Below are 15,921 nucleotides of genomic sequence, written 5' to 3'. Positions count from 1 at the left end.
ATAAATAGAAAACTATGAAAACAAAATTACTTATTTTATTTCTTTTAAGCTCATTGGTCAGTCTGGGGCAAGATTTCAAAGTCAATTATTCATTCGATGGAAATAAATTTGATGGGAATCTTTTAGAAAATGTAAAAATTGAAGATCCTCAGAAAAAGGATAATTTTAAAAGTGTGTATATCCAAATTGATGGAAGTGCAGATAGCAAAAAGGGTTATGAAGTTTTCAAAGGAGACCAAAAATTAGTATCATTAAAAAATGATGGGAAATGGCATGCCATAAACGATGCTGACGGCCTTTTTGATAAACAGTTCGAAATACGTGAACTTAAAGGGAAAAAGGGAAAATTGGAATTTACTTTCCAATATAATGGGAGTAACGAGAAAGTTGAAGGAACTGTGCAAAATTTATATGACTTTCTTGATGCATATATTTCAGCCAAAAAAATCACTCCTTCAAAATTTGGATTAAAGGATGAAAAAGGTGCAATTCATATATTTATAGATCAATTTGGTAATTCTTTAAATACGACAGTACCGCAGGGTATTCCATATTTTCAATATTATGTACATGTAATTTATTTAGATTCTAAAAACAAACCAAATTATATATATTCTATAGACCAGTCAAAGGGGTCTATTGATAGTGGTTTATTTATAGAAAATCCTGATGCTGGAAAGTTTAAACTTCAATCTGGTAGTGCAAATGGTGAGACATTGGTTTGGCATATAAATGAAACGTCCTTACAATCTTCTAATAAAGATAATATTGATTTTGAAATATATAGAACTGTAATAAAAGAAGTAACAAAAACAAAAATAGGTACATACAGTATAAAAATGGCACCAACTTTTCATTCTTCTATAAATGTAGGTCTTTATGTGTCACAACTTGAAAATCCAGATTTCACATTGGTTGATTTGGGCAATTCTACATCAACGGTCAAAAAGTCTTTAGAAGGAAGTAATGGTATTATAACCGCGACAGCGACTTTATATACTTCTCCAATAATTTTACTTGAATCATTAATTGAAAAAGATAAAGAAAAAAAGAAAGCAATATTAACCAGAGCATCAACACGTTGTTACATAAATGATCATGCTTGGTATGAACGTATATATCCGACTATTGGTATAAAATTAGGTGATAAAGCATTTGAAAATTTCTTTGGAGGATTTAGTTTTGAAATCGCAAGAGGTGCAAGTATATTTTTTGGAGGCAATTATAGTAAAGTCAACTATTTTCAGGGAGATTTTGATTATGGTGTTGAAACGATTACTCCACAGCAATTTGATCTGAGGCAGAAAGAAAAATGGGATTGGGATTTTGCATATGGAGTAAATCTTGACTTGAGAATAATAAGCAGCCTTTTTGGGCAATAAACTTTAATTTTACAAAAACTCAATTTTTTTTTTAGAAAAAGCCTCTACTAGAGGCTTTTTAAATTCTTAAACTAAATACTAGTTGATTCTCTTTCTTTTACAGCTCTCGTATTATTAATCTTATTTATTTGTTTTAAATTTGAAACTCTCTTAAGAGCTTTAAATATTATGACGCGTTTTTTTTCTTTATTCTTTCTCGTACTTTCTTTAAGTGTTCATTCTCAGTCTTCAACAAAAGAATTGATTGATAGTGTAAACACGATTAACAATCATGAAAAGAAAGTAGAGTTGTGCCGAAAAATAGCCTTAAGACTGCAAAAAACAGATTGGGATCGAGCCATAAAGTATATAGAATTAGCCGAAACAGAAGCAAAAAACTCGCGCGTTTCAGACTTGACCCTGGCAAATGTATATGTTACAGCTGGAAAAATGTATTCTTCGAAAGAAGTTCTAGATATTGCACTGCAATATTATTTAAAAGCGTATGCGATTTATAAAAACAACGGAAATCTTGAAGAAGTATCAAAAATAGAAAATAATCTGGCAATTATATACGGACAAGGAAAAGACAAAGATAAAGCGCTGGCAAATTTCTTGAATGTATACCGCTATCTTCAGTCAAGGAATGATCCCGAAAAATTAGTCAAAATTTTAAACAATATAGGCACTACCTATTTGACTAAAAATATAGATTCTTCTCTATATTATTACCATAAGGCCGAATTAGTAAATAAAACCATAAAAGACACTGTTTTAAAAGTTTATATTTCTACTAATCTGGCTCGGGCATATGCTTTGAAAAAAGATAAAAAAAACACCGATTTATATTTTAGTAAAGCTTTCTCTTTATTAAATAATAATGTTGATAATTTATTACAAGCTTTTGTATATGAGTCTTTTTCAGATTATAAGTTGCAGGAGAAAAATTATGAAGCTGTAATTACAAATGCAAAAAAGGCACTGGAATTAACTAAAGAAAATCAATATACTTTTTCAGTATTAAACCTAAATAAAATACTGTATCAGGTATATGTAAAGAAAGAAGATTATAAAAATGCGGTCTACTATTTCGAAAAATACAATGCAATTAACGACAGTATTCATGTTGAAGAAAAAGCAGTAAATCTGGAAAAAGTAAAGCTGGAGCAAGACTACAAAGTGCGCACTCAGATAAAAATGCTTACGGAACAAAAGAAACGATTTAAGTATTATGTAGTCGGTTTGATATTGGTTGTGGGAATATTGATTTTAATTATTTTACTTATTAAGTATCGAAATAAAAATATAAAAAACCAGCTTGAGCAAGAAAAATTAAAAAGCAATATGCAAGTCTTAAATGAAAGCCTCGAAGCAAAAAAGAAGGTTCTCATAGGAAAAGCGATGGCCGAAATTCATCGTACAGACAGCATAAATGAAATTCTGACTGATCTTAAACAGATTAAACTCAAAACGGTTAATAAAGAAATGCAGCACGCTATTGATATAGTTCTAAAGCGTCTGGAAAAGAATTTGAATACAGACATCTGGAAAGAATTTGAAATAAGTTTTGAACAGGTGCACAAATCTTTTTTTGATAAATTAACTGTCGATTATCCTTCTCTTACTCCAAAAGACCGCCGATTATGTGCGCTGTTATATTTGGATTTAACTACAAAAGAAATCTCTCAAATTACCGGGCAGTCTTTTAAATCTATCGAAAATGCCCGAACCAGACTTCGTAAAAAGTTTGATTTGACCAACGAAAAAGTAAATCTTTCTACTTATTTAAATACTATTTAACCCTATTACTTATCATTTTAAAATTAAATTAATTACTTGATTTAGTTTGTTTTATCCCTATTTGAGTGTTTTTTTGGTGATGCTTTTCCGCCTGTGAGTGTTTTTGCAATAGCCCTTTTTTTTCAAAAACCTATACCTCCATTCTACTTTTACCGAGCAGATGTAAAAAAACAGGAATGAACCGGAAGAAAAAAAATGAATCTCCTAAAAGCTTAGAACAGCTCTTAGAAGAAACGGAAACAAAAAAGAAAACTCTCTTAAAGATTCTGGAAAAAATAACAAAAGAAAATTCTAAAAATCAGCCTCCAAATTGATTTTAAGAAAATGCTTTAATGGTTTGCTATGAACTATTGGAGTGTATTTATGATTAACCAAATAAACTAGAATATTAATTTAAATTTAAAAGAATGAACCAAATTTACTTCAAGACCCAGTATTGGCTTGTTTTGTTAGGTTTCTTTGTCTGTTCCGCAGGAATGGCCCAGTCACCTTTTCCAAACAAACTAAAAGGCAGTGCGGCAACAGCACTTGGATCGCCGGTTATGAGCCAGAAAAAAGATCAGGTTTCTAAAAAAGCCAGTGATCCATATTCAAGTCAGAATAATGATGCTGCAAATCTTCTTACTGAAAAAGAAGAAAAAATAAACGGCAAAGAGCTTTCTGCTGCAGAAAGTGAGGCAGTAAAAAAACAAGAACAGCAAAGCCAAAAATTATTTGGGCAAAATTTAAGTAATACTATCAGCAAAACAAATCCGCAGGATTCTGTTAGTACAAAGGTTAAGTCGTTTTCTAAATCTTCAAACGTAACGGCTAAAAACTTATTTGAGGTTAAAAAAGGAGAATTTGATTTAGCTGCATCCGATAAAATGCAGTTAAAATCTATTTCTGATAATCACGGAAGAACCGTGGCTACTTATCAGCAATTCCATAATTCAATTCCTGTTGAAGGGGCAATTTATAAGGTTAGGGAAAATAAGACTAAAATTGATGCATTTGGATCTACTGCAAAGAAATTAACCGCAAGCAATAATTACAAAATAAATGCGGCAACAGCTTTAGAAAATGCACTTAAGAAGGTTAATGCGAAACAATATATTTGGGAGAGTAAAAAATTAGGTTCATTAGTTGATAAAAATATCAGCACAAAACCACTGGGGGAGCTGGTTTATGTAGGGCCTAATTTTTCTTCCGAATTGAAAGAATATTACCTGGCATGGAAATTTAATATTTATGCAACAAATCCGCAATCAAGCCATACCATCTATGTGGACGCGAATACAGGAAAAATAATTTTAGACCTTGATTTGAGCCGTGATGCTGCTATTGACGGCCAAAGTTTAGGTAGAGGTAAATCAAGATATGCCGGAGAAGTAACTTTTAATACCAAGCAATATGCTGACGGATACAGGCTGGAAGGATTGCAGGGGAAATACAAAGTTCCAATGGTAACCTGGAATATGAACCATGCCGAACATGCTGCAGATGAGGTTATCACAGAATTTGTGGATGAAGATAATATTTGGAATGAACTGCATAATAAAGATCACGATGAGGTTGCTATGGATATTCATTGGGGAATGCAGAAAACCATAGAATATTATGGTGAAAGATTTAATCGAAATAGTATCGACGATAAAGGTATGACAATTATTGGTCTGGCGCATTTAGGTACTAACGTCGAAAATGCTTCATGGACTGGTGGATGGGCGCAATTTGGAGATGGTTACGGCACTCCGTATGTTGGTTTAGGAATCACAGCGCACGAATTAACTCACGGGGTAACAGGTTTAACTGCAGGCCTGATTTATCAGGGAGAATCAGGTGCTATGAATGAATCTTTCAGTGATATCTTTGGTACGTGTGTTGAATTTTATGTTGGAAAAGACAAGAAAGAAGATATCTGGATGCTGGGCAGTGAATTGTACAGTCATGGCAGCATGAGAAATATGGGTAACCCAAAAGCGCAGGGTCAGCCTGATACTTATGGGGGAGTAAATTGGGTAAGTCCAACAAATGTTAGTTACGATAATGGTGGTGTACACATTAACAGTGGTATTACAAATTACTGGTTTTATCTTTTAAGTGAAGGAGGTACAGGTGTAAATGACCTTAATAATAGTTATGAGGTTAAAGCTATTGGTCTGGCTAAGGCAGAGAAAATTGCTTATATCACGCTTACAGAGTATTTATCACCTTCTTCTAACTTTAGCGATATGCGTCAGGCAACTTTACTGGTTGTGGAAGATCTATACGGATTAGGTTCTGAAGAATACAAACAAGTTAGTAATGCCTGGTATGCTATTGGTGTTGGAACAGCTTACGCAGATAAACAAATAGCGCTTATTTCAGTAGAAAAACCTTCTGTTGCTTGTGGCGTTTTAAAAGGAGATGAACCTTTTTATATTACCATTAAAAACACAGGATCTACTGTAATTAAAGCAAGTGAGCCTTTAAATTACAAATTAAGATTAATGTTTCCGGGTTTTGGCGGCAGACTGACTACTACTTACACTAATGATAATACAGTTACTTTGGCTAAAGATCTGGCGATAGGCGAAGAAACGACTTTTAAAATCCAGGAACCTCTTCCTTATCTTATAAGCACAACTAAGTTAAACTATGTAGAAGTTAAATTTGATTTTAAGCCTATTGCAGAGTTTGGTGCAAAAGATGGAGTTTCTTTTGTTTCAAGTTTTATGGTTCCTCCGGCACAAAAAGATTTTGACCTTAAAGTTACAAGATTAAATCTTCCGGAGTATACAGGAACGGCATTACCAGCAAATCATGCATTATCAGTTACAATTTTTAATTTGGGTTGTCAGGATATGCCTGCCGGAACTCAGTTTAAAGTAGGATATGCAAATACACTTCCTGGCAGCCAAACAATATGGAAAGACGTTATACTGACAACTGCTTTTAAAGGTAACTCAGAAATGACAATTCCTTTTGATAGTACGATCGATTTATCGGTAGCTGGTTTGCATACTTATGAAGCTTACGTATCTTATGCTAAAGATCCGGTAACAACAAATAATAGCGGAATAAATGCAGTTTACAGCGGTATCGTAACTCAATTTCCGTATACTCAGGATTTTGAAAGAACACCTGGGGGCTGGTATTCAAAATCATTGGCTACCAATCAAAAATTTGTTTGGCAGGCATCTGCTTATACCTTTAGAGATACTAATTCTAAATATTTTTGGGCTACTGTACAACTTGGTGATACCGGTGAGAGAATGGCTCTGAATGCTGATTTTACACTACAATCGCCGGTATTTGATTTTACTAATGTGGCGTTCCCATATCTTGAATTTGATATCATTTCGTTGTTTCATAATGGATATGATGGATTAATTCTTGAATATTCTGAAGATAACCAAAACTGGAAAAAAGTTACAGGTGTCGATTATCCTTCTACTTTACATCAAGATGACGAAGGAGTATTATCAGGACCATGGTTTACCGGAATTAACAATGATTTTGAAAAGAAACCAATTGGTGTTCGTTTAACCGAACTTGCAGGTAAAAAAGGAGCTATTCGTTTCCGTGTTGTTACAGATGATTATAATGACGGATTTTTAGGAGCATTTATTGATAATATTCATGTAGATGAGGCACCATATGATTTAGTGCTTTTAGCTGCAAGTTTAGATGCCGGCGACTGTAAAATTGACAATCATAATGCAGCAATAACAACTAAAATCATCAATAATTTTGCAACAAAAGCAGAGCAGGTTAATATTGCCGTAGAAATTCTTGATAATTTACAAAACGAAGTGTATTCAAAAACAGAAAAAGTATCCTTAGCGTTTACCAAATTTAGAGATACCATAACATATTCAATTCCGAATATTGATTTAAAAAGTATCGGTGAGAATACCATTAAAGTTTGTGTTTTTCCTGATAATATGACTCAGGATGTAAGACCAGAAGATAATACAGCTGCTTTTAGTTACGATAATTGGAACAATGAAGACATGAAAATATCTGTGCTTCCTTATCTAATGGATTTTGAAGATGCGAGTGGATATAAAGGATGGAGAACTTCTGAAAACAAAGGAGCAACAGGCTGGAAACACGGAACAGATTTAGATTTAAGATCTCCAAGTTTTTACTTAACACCACATACACAGTTTATGGCGAGTAACGATGATATTTGTAGTTGTGATTCTTCAAATGATATGTTAACGTCTCCTGTGTTAGATTTAAGCAATTATAAAGAAGCGCACTTAACATTTGATGGCTTTGGAGATGGAGCAGGACTTTCAGACGGATATGTAAAAGTAAGTACAGATGGTGGTAAAACCTGGGATACCGTTTTTAAAATGTACTATATCAATAATTGGATCGAATATCACGTAGATTTAACTCCGTATGCAGGAAAATCTTGTGTTCTTGTAGCATTCCTTCATGATGATAATGGTTTATATGGTGATGGTTTTGCGGTAGATAATATTAAGATTACAGAAAAATCAGAATATTTACAGTTATCTGATTTAGTTGTACCTGAAATTATTTATGAAGATGCGCCTTCGCACGAATTTTTTATAGGGGCAAGAAATGTATTTTATAAAAAAGTAGAAAAAGCTACTATAGAATATCAAATTACACAAAATGGTAAAGCTGTGGGTGAGCCAGTTGTGCTAGAAAGAAATGATCAGATATTGCAATATCAGACCATTGTTTACACACTCGATGGTATTCCGCAATTGCCAGTAGGAAATTATGATGTTACTGTAAAAATAATAACAAACGGTCAGTCAAAAGATCAGGCGGCTACACTTACAAAATCTTTTCAGGTTGTAGCTAAGGCACCACAATTAGATGTTGAAAATTTTTCAACTATAGCTCCCGGTTCAATATTTGGATCAAACGGATATGTTTCCAATCAAAGTGATGATAATTACCCTTGGAAAGCTGTTCCTAAACCGGATAATACAAACCTGACGCTGCCTAAAAAAGATCATACAGGAGATTCTTCGGCAACCATGCTTTACAATCAGCTGGAATATTATGCTATTAACGGAGAACTAGTTTCGCCAATGTATAAGTTATCTGAAAATGCTACTTCTTTAGAATTTTACTATGGAATACAATGTAATTACATGAGTTCATTCAGCATAGATATTAAAACACAGGGAGGTGAATGGACTGAATTATGGAAAGATGCTAAACAAGGAGATTATTCAGATACTGAATGGAAAAAAGGAGCAGTAAACTTAACTAAATATGCAGGGAAATCTGTAATGCTGCGACTTAGACATGCTAAAGAAGGCGGTTATTCGTATATGGTTTTAGATGATTTAAAAATTATCAGTGATCCTGTTTTAGATGTATCAGTACAAATCCTATCTCCAAAAGATATATGCGGCGGTTCTGAATTTAAGGTGAAACTGACTAATGAAGGACAAATTGCGATTCCGGCAAATAGTATTCAGTTAGATTTAGAATACATCAATACAGATGAAACAATTTCAGAAGCTGTGGAAGCAGGAATTCCGGTAGGCGAAAGCATAGAATATATTGTAAAGAAACAGCCTAAACTTGATACAAACGGAGACTCCCATGTGTTTAATGTGAGCGCGAAACTGGAAAATGATGATATAGCACAAAACAATGAAATACAGAACTATATCTACCAGGGAACAACATCAGATTTTAAAATATTCGACAAACCGTTTATTCATGGATATGCGGGCAAAAGCTTATACATTGATGCACAGACTAATTTTAATGCCGATAAATTAAAAGTTGCTTCATACAAATGGAGTACAGGCGAAGTTACGAATGGTATTGAAATAAATAAGGCTGGAGATTACTCGGTAACCATAACAACCAAAAACGGATGTACACTTACAGAAAAGATTACAGCAACATTTGATACTTTCGAATCTGAATTGGTAAGCGGAGCTGTCTGCGGTCCAGAAGTGGTTTTAAATCCTGGAAACTACCAGTCTTACGAATGGTTTGATGGTTCAACAGAGCCAACTTACAAAACAACAGAAAGTGGTGATTATTTTGTAACCGTTTATAATGAAAACGGAATAGGGAAAACGTTTAGTACTACTATATCAATTCTTGAAAACAACATTGTTCCGGAAATTATAGCGGCAGGAGATAAAAAGTTGACAGCTTCAGTAGACGCAGCATCTTATCAATGGTACTTGAACGACAGACCTATACCAAATGCAACAGAGAAATCTATCATTACAATTTGGGAAGGAGTTTACAGTCTGCAAGTGACTAATACTAATGGATGTAACAATATTTCTGCACCATTTGATTCAAAAGGAATGCTTCTTGGGAAAATTACAAATGCCTTTAGAATATTCCCAAATCCAGCTGTGGATAATGTAAACATCTTCCTTGCAGACAAAGTGGAAGGAGAGGTGCAAATGAAAATTTATGCTATGGACGGTCAGGCAGTTTGGAATAAGACGTATTCAGCTATGCCATCAAACATAAGTGTGAGCACTTTAAGTCCGGGAGTTTATGTTTTAGACTGCAGTATACAAAACAAAAAATATACAGCCAAACTGATTAAAAACTAGCAAAATTAGAGATAGAAACGGCAGCTCTTTTTTTTGAGAGCTGCCATTCTTAAAACAAAAATGATATGAAAAAATATATACTAATGTGCTGTACATTGTTTTTTGGTATGACAATTACGGCTCAAACAGAAAAAGTAAAAGTAGGGGTCAAAGCAGGTTTAAATTTGGCTGCTCTTACTTTTGATGAAAGCGAATTAAACTCATCTAATAAAACGGGTTTTACAGCCGGAGTTATGATCGAAGTTCCTTTGGCCAAAAACTTTTCGCTTCAACCGGAATTATTATACAGCCAGCAAGGAACAAAAATTTCTTTTTCGGATCCGGATGTAACTAATTCGCAATTTAAAAGCACCATAGATTTGAACTACTTAAACATTCCTGTAATGTTGAAATATTATGTAGTTAAAGGATTAAGCATACAAGCCGGTCCTCAAATAGGAATTCTTTTAAAAGCTAATAATAAATATCAGGATAATTTTTTAGGCTATGAAAATAAGGAGACTTTAAATCTAAAAGAATATTCAACAGGAATAGATACTTCAGTAAACTTTGGATTAGGTTATCAGTTTAAAGATAAATTCTATACAGACTTACGATACAATGTTTCGTATTCAAATGTTTTTAAAGAAGGAGATGCCAATCATTTCATTAATAACGATATGAAGAACAGAGTTTTTCAAATAACAATAGGTTACTTTTTTAAATAGAATGAGTTAGTAAAAAGGGTACTTAACTAGTACCAATAAAAAAAGCCTGTAAACTTAATGTTTACAGGCTTTTTTGTGGAGTCGCCGGGAATCGAACCCGGGTCCAAACAAGCAACTAAAGAGCTTTCTACACGCTTATTTCCTGATTAGATTTTCGATGTTAAGCTAGGCCAGAAACAGCCACCGAACACTTATCTTCTTAATTTTCGAAATCCACCCGAAGCTCATGGAAATCTAGGTTTATTTTTACGGTTCTCCTTGACGGAACGCCACAAACCAAGGCTTTCCAGGAGAATCCAGCTTCTCTACCTTGTAGAGACGTGGCGCAATCTTACTATGATTCGGATTATGCAGCTAAAGCGTAATTATTTTCGCCGTGTAAAAGTGTGAGATCTTATATTTACGAGCAAGGTCTCAATGCTCGACGTGCTTACTGTTCAATTCGACTTGCTGTCAAAACCAGTCGACCCCAAAAATGAGTCTGCAAATTTATACTATTTGAAATTACTTTCTATTAAAATTTTCAGAAAAATTCGAAAGTCAAAATTCGAAAGTTGTAAAGTTTTTAAAGTCACATGCTTGATTACGATTGTTTCTTTTTATTTAACGCAATTGGTGTCCTTAAAAACAACAAAGTCAATATTGGCAGCAATTTTAAGACTTTACAACTTTCGACTTAATGACTATTTTATTCTTCGTCTTTAAAGTTAAAAGGATAATCTCCAAAAATTGGAGCCAGTTTGCGCACTGCATAAGTGTTTCTGGTCATTTTATTAGATAAAGCAATTATCGTAACATGTTCTTTCATTAAAGTAATGTAAGATGAGGTATTACCATGCCACCAGCCATTATGGAAATAAAAATTTTGTCCTGTTTCCCAGTTAATCATTCTAATTCCTAAACCGTAATTCTTCGTTCCTTTACGTTCGTTGCTGTAACCCGTATAAACCTGTTTTAGCAATTCAGGTTTTAAAAAGTCTGGCGAATTTCTGGCTCTGTCAAATTTTAATAGATCTCGTGCAGTCGAAAAGATATTTTTATCTCCATAAACATTATCTAAATAGTCAAATCCTATTTCTACACCATTTCCTTTGTAGGATGGAACGATCTTTTTTCTGTCTTTATCATCGTCAAAAACATAAGTATGCGTCATAGCTAATGGTTTAAAAATCATTTCTGACATTGCTTCTTTATAGGTCAAACCTGTAATTTTTTCTATAATAAGAGCCAGCATAGCATAGTTGGTATTGCAATAACTGAAGCGTGTTCCGGTTTTTGACTCCAGACCAATATCTTTTGTTGCCAGAATATCCAGGATATCTTTATTTGTAAGCTGATTATGTCTGTCCCAAATAGATTTATCTCTATCTGTAAAATACGCATAATTACGCATTCCGGTACGATGGCTTAGCAGCATTCTGATCGTGCAGTCTTCGTATGGAAAGGTTTTTAATATTGTATTTACTTTTTGGTCCAGATCAATTTTGCCGGCATTAACCAATTTTAAAATAGCTGTAGCGGTCAAAACTTTACTCACAGAAGCAATTTGTACTGGTGTATCTGCAGTTATTTTTGTCCCTTCATTTTTATTGGCAAAACCATTATATCTTTCAAAAATAATCTGTCCGTTTCGAGCTACCAAAAAGCTCCCGTTCATGGTGTTATTTGGCCAGTTTTTATTGTAAAAATGATTAATTCTGCCTGTAACCGAATTTTTATAGGCCTGTGAAATTTTTGGTTCAGGGCCTAACGGTTTCATTTTAGGTAAAGTATCTTCGACTATTGGAGTATTGGCTGTTTGTGTGTTTTTGTCTTTACCGCAAGAACTTAAAACAAGTACAGTGAAAAGTATTTGTGGTATCTTTGTTTTTTTAAGGAAAATCATTTGCATCGTTCTTTAAAAACAAATATATTGAATTCAATTTTGTTGTTTTCTCATTTTAAGGCTTTAAAAAGGCATGTTTTTAACATTTTGTTAACAGCTGTTTTTTTTAGTAGTTTGTTTTTCAGCTGGTAACGGTTTTTAAACATTCTAAATAGTAATTTGAAAAGAAAATTTTAACTAAATTTGTTATATTTGAAACAAATACGATGTAAAAAGTTATATTATTGAATATTAAAAAACGATTTAAATGAAATTTGGAATTATAAAAGAAAGAAAAAACCCGCCGGACAGAAGAGTTGTATTTTCTCCAAATGAATTGACAAAACTAAAGCAGCTTTATCATGATGCAGTTGTTGAAGTAGAGAGTTCTGATATTAGGATTTTTTCGGACTCAGAATATAAAAATATGGGAATAACGGTTAAGGATGACGTTTCTGACTGTGATGTCTTATTTGGTGTAAAAGAAGTTCCGGTTGAAAATTTAATTCCAAATAAAGCTTATTTCTTTTTTTCGCATACCATTAAAAAACAACCTCATAATAGAAAGTTACTACAGGCGATTTTAGAAAAAAATATCGATTTATACGATCATGAAACTATCGTAGACGAATTAGATCGCCGTTTAATTGGGTTTGGAAAATATGCCGGAATGGTTGGTGTTTATAACGGAATTCGTGCTTTTGGAATAAAATTCGAATTGTTTAAACTTCCAAAAGCTGAAACTCTTGCCGGAAAAGAAGCTTTAATTATGCATTTAAAACGCATTACAATGCCTGCTTTAAAGTTTGTAATTACCGGAACCGGAAAGGTGGGGAGCGGGGCAAAAGAAATTCTGGACGCTATTAAAGTAAAAGAAATCACAGTAGATAATTATCTGACTAAAAAATACGCGCAGGCAGTTTATGTTCAGTTAGATGTTTTGGAATATAACAAACGTATTGACGGTCAGGTTTTAGATTTTAAAGATTTCGTAAATCATCCGGAAGAATACACATCAGATTTTGAAAGATTTACTAAAGTATCAGATATTTATTTTGCAGGTCATTTTCACGCCAGCAAAGCACCTATGATTTTAACGAGAGAAATGTTAAATGCAAGCGATTGTAAACTGAAAGTTGTAGCCGATATTTCCTGCGATGTCGGAGGGCCGATTGCCTGTACCGTGCGTTCTTCTACAATTGCAGAGCCTATTTACGGTTATTTTCCGTTAGAAGACAGAGAGGTAGATGTGTTTCATCCTGCTTCCGTTGCGGTTATGGCAGTTGATAATCTTCCGTGCGAAATTCCTAAAGATGCCAGCGAGGGATTTGGAGAACAATTTATGGAACATGTTATTCCGGCTTTTTTCAATGGAGATAAAGACGGAATTTTAAAACGTGCCAAAATTACAGAAAACGGAAAGCTAACTGAGAGGTTTAGTTATTTGCAGGACTATGTAGATAATGATTAATTGTTAATTGTTAATTATAAAGTGAAAAGCCTGAAATTGATATTTCAGGCTTTTGTTTTTTGTCTCCGTGAGCGATCCCGAGGGTTCGGGAGAAGGTCTTTATAAATAAGAAGACTTCTCCCGAACCCTCGGGATCGCTCAGTCTGACAATGCATAATTTTTTACCTGAATAATGATCATTAACAATTCACCATTCATAATTAACAATTTAAAATTAAACCATCTCTTCCGGTTTCACCCAGGCATCAAAATCTTCTGGGGTTACATAGCCCAGGCGAACTGCTTCTTCCTTAAGAGTTGTTCCGTTTTTATGGGCTGTTTGCGCAATTTCTGCAGCTTTGTAATAACCTATTTTGGTGTTTAAAGCGGTAACCAGCATAAGTGAATTGTCTACTAATTCTTTGATTCGTTTATGGTTTGGTTCGATTCCCTGAGCGCAGTGTTCGTCAAATGAAACGCAGGCATCTCCTAATAAACGTGCTGACTGCAGAAAGTTGGCTGCCATAACCGGCTTAAAAACATTCAATTCGTAATGTCCCTGCATACCGCCAACAGCAATTGCCATATCATTTCCTATCACCTGAGCGCAAACCATTGTTAAAGCTTCGCATTGTGTTGGATTTACTTTACCAGGCATAATGGAAGATCCCGGTTCATTTTCCGGAATGTGGATTTCTCCAATTCCTGATCGCGGACCAGATGCCAACATTCTAACATCGTTGGCTATTTTATTTAATGAAACGGCCAATTGTTTTAAAGCTCCGTGTGTTTCTACAATTGCATCATGGGCGGCTAAAGCTTCAAATTTATTTTCTGCAGTTACAAATGGGTGATTGGTGAATTTTGCAATATATTCGGCAACTTTTACATCATAACCTTTTGGAGTATTTAATCCGGTTCCAACAGCAGTTCCTCCCAAAGCAATTTCAGATAAATGGGCCAGCGTGTTTTTTAGTGCTTTTAAGCCAAAAGCCAATTGGGCTGCATAACCAGAAATTTCTTGTCCAAGAGTTAAAGGTGTTGCATCCATTAAATGTGTACGGCCAATTTTTACAACGTTTTTAAATTCAGCCGCTTTTTTAACTAACGTGGTATGAAGTTTTTCAACTCCCGGAATTGTAGTTTCAACAATCATTTTATAAGCTGCAATATGCATTCCGGTTGGGAAAGTATCATTTGATGACTGCGATTTGTTTACATCATCATTTGCTTTTATAAATTGGTCGCCTTCGCCAATTTCAAAACCTTTTAAAACCTGTGCACGATTGGCAATTACTTCATTCACGTTCATGTTACTCTGCGTGCCTGAACCAGTCTGCCAGATTACAAGAGGGAATTGGTCGTCTAGTTTTCCTTCCAGGATTTCATCGCATACAGCAGCAATTGCATCTCTTTTTTCGATTGGTAAAACGCCCAGATCGTAATTTGCATAAGCGGCCGCTTTTTTTAGATAAGCAAAACCTTCTATAATTTCCTGCGGCATCGACCCCGAATTTCCAATTTTAAAATTATTTCGAGAACGTTCTGTTTGTGCACCCCAATATTTATCGGCTGGGACCTGAACTTCGCCCATGGTGTCTTTTTCTATTCTGTATTTCATTTTGTTGTAAATATGTTGTTTGTAAAATGTAAAATGTTATTTGTGAGATGTGAAATGTTGCTTGTGAGATGTGAAATGTTTTGTTTTATTGCTGTTTCTTTTGAAAAAGGGTGCCATAGCCCTGATGGAAGCGGCATCCTTTTGTGGCGGGGTTCGCCGCAAAAGATATAGTGGACAGCAGGTTCCGGCTCCTGAAAATACTCATGTTCTTCTACTTTAGATAGTTGAATAATATTAGCGAAAATGCCCTTATTTAAAATGAGTATAAATATACGTATAAATGTTATTTCATGAAAATTGATTTAGATTTTATTGCTGAGGAAAAATATATAACCTACATTTGTCGTAACATTCAAAAATTCCGGAAAACATGTTTGAATTTTCACAGTACTTAGGCTTTTTACTTTTCTTAACCATACTAACTATAGGGTTTTGGTTAATGTTTTTCTTAGTTGGTTTCGTATCTTATTGGGTTACGGGAGCTAGCTGGGAAATGTTCAAAGAAAAGAGAGCTAAAAAAAGACAAGAAGAACAATCAGTTAAATATTAATTGATTTCATAAAAAAG

8 protein-coding genes and 1 other RNA gene are annotated in these 15,921 nt (G+C 34.1%); 6 read left to right on the top strand and 3 right to left on the bottom strand.

Annotated features, from left to right (window positions below; translation table 11 throughout):
• Positions 1-14: 14 nt before the first annotated feature.
• From BKM63_RS23325 to BKM63_RS23310, 4 genes are all read left to right on the top strand, one after another.
• The gene (locus BKM63_RS23325) at positions 15-1,382 is read left to right on the top strand and encodes a hypothetical protein (RefSeq protein ID WP_071638970.1); all 1,368 of its coding nucleotides are present in this window, start codon (positions 15-17) and stop codon (positions 1,380-1,382) included.
• A gap of 168 nt (positions 1,383-1,550) precedes the next feature.
• A complete protein-coding gene (locus tag BKM63_RS23320) occupies positions 1,551-3,161 on the top strand; it encodes a tetratricopeptide repeat protein (RefSeq protein WP_071638969.1) in 1,611 nt (536 codons plus the stop codon).
• Positions 3,162-3,568: 407 nt separating this feature from the next.
• Complete coding sequence (locus BKM63_RS23315) at positions 3,569-9,712, top strand: M4 family metallopeptidase (protein WP_083572324.1); 6,144 nt, start codon at positions 3,569-3,571, stop codon at positions 9,710-9,712.
• Positions 9,713-9,777: 65 nt separating this feature from the next.
• Positions 9,778-10,419 carry a porin family protein gene (locus tag BKM63_RS23310; protein WP_071638967.1) on the top strand — a complete coding sequence of 214 codons (642 nt, stop codon included), beginning with the start codon at positions 9,778-9,780 and terminating at the stop codon, positions 10,417-10,419.
• Between the two features lie 73 nt (positions 10,420-10,492).
• Here BKM63_RS23310 and ssrA read toward each other — a convergent pair.
• Positions 10,493-10,890: a transfer-messenger RNA gene (gene ssrA / locus BKM63_RS23305) on the bottom strand.
• A 217-nt stretch (positions 10,891-11,107) separates the two neighbouring features.
• On the bottom strand, positions 11,108-12,310 hold the full coding sequence (locus tag BKM63_RS23300) for a serine hydrolase domain-containing protein (RefSeq protein WP_071638966.1): 1,203 nt from the start codon (positions 12,308-12,310) through the stop codon (positions 11,108-11,110).
• Between the two features lie 241 nt (positions 12,311-12,551).
• On the opposite strand from BKM63_RS23300, the gene BKM63_RS23295 reads away from it, so the two are divergent.
• Complete coding sequence (locus tag BKM63_RS23295; RefSeq protein WP_071638965.1) at positions 12,552-13,754, top strand: NAD(P)-dependent oxidoreductase; 1,203 nt, start codon at positions 12,552-12,554, stop codon at positions 13,752-13,754.
• Between the two features lie 214 nt (positions 13,755-13,968).
• Here BKM63_RS23295 and fumC read toward each other — a convergent pair whose 3' ends face one another.
• Entirely contained in the window at positions 13,969-15,354 is a 1,386-nt protein-coding gene (fumC, locus tag BKM63_RS23290; protein WP_071638964.1) for a class II fumarate hydratase, read from the bottom strand.
• A 370-nt stretch (positions 15,355-15,724) separates the two neighbouring features.
• On the opposite strand from fumC, the gene BKM63_RS23285 reads away from it, so the two are divergent.
• Positions 15,725-15,904 (top strand): hypothetical protein, encoded by a 180-nt coding sequence (locus BKM63_RS23285; RefSeq protein WP_056202312.1) that lies wholly within the window; start codon positions 15,725-15,727, stop codon positions 15,902-15,904.
• Positions 15,905-15,921 lie beyond the last annotated feature (17 nt).

Origin of the sequence: Flavobacterium johnsoniae (genome assembly GCF_001879205.1) — a bacterium.
Lineage (GTDB): Bacteria > Bacteroidota > Bacteroidia > Flavobacteriales > Flavobacteriaceae > Flavobacterium > Flavobacterium johnsoniae_A.
This window is presented reverse-complemented; position numbering and strand designations above follow the sequence as displayed.